At 38.4% G+C, this 635-nt stretch carries 1 protein-coding gene; it reads right to left on the bottom strand.

The window, feature by feature from the left end; translation table 11 throughout:
• Window positions 1-584: YutD family protein (locus ACRCJ0_RS18220; RefSeq protein ID WP_431391545.1), on the bottom strand; the 584-nt coding region annotated here is incomplete at its 3' end.
• Window positions 585-635 lie beyond the last annotated feature (51 nt).

Raw genomic sequence — 635 nt, 5'->3', positions numbered from 1 at the left:
GTACTTTCAAGCTTCTTGTTTGACCCTCGCTGTTTGTGTTTCTCTTTATTTTGGTTTGGCCCAGACGATTTATGTCGGTTGTCTGCTTTGTTCCCTTGGTAAGATTTCCGACTCGCTGACCTTTGTGATTGGTTTTTATTTTGTTTACTTCTTGAAGATTCTTGGTTTTGGTGTTTTTGTTGAGTCCAAAAGGCTTCGTTTCGTTTTTGAATTTCTTCTCCAGTACGTTCATGCAATATCACAAAATAAGCGGCCCCAAAACTCCCATATTCTAGTAAGTAATCAGGTAAATGCTTGATTTTTTGCTCTAATGAGCCAATTTTTGCATCATCAGCAAAGAAGCCCTTCAACCGTAATTGTTCATAAGACCAGTCTCCCACGACAAAGTCATAAATATCTAAAATATCCATATACCGGTCAGCCAACGCTTCAATATCTAAAGCATCTCGGTAATTATCTACAAGCACAAATGATTGCCCGTTAATTTCTAAGGTCTCTTGACTCGTACGTTTAATTTGCGCAACGGGATAATTTAAACTCGCCCGTTGTTCTCTTAATTCTTCTTGTTTCTTACGACTTAACATGTCATACCTCCTTACGCCTTATGCGCCTATGAATGCATATAGCTATTCATC

This window comes from Aerococcus sp. L_32, assembly GCF_050689315.1.
Note: the sequence above shows the minus strand (reverse complement) of the source record. Positions and strands in the feature narration are given on the sequence as shown.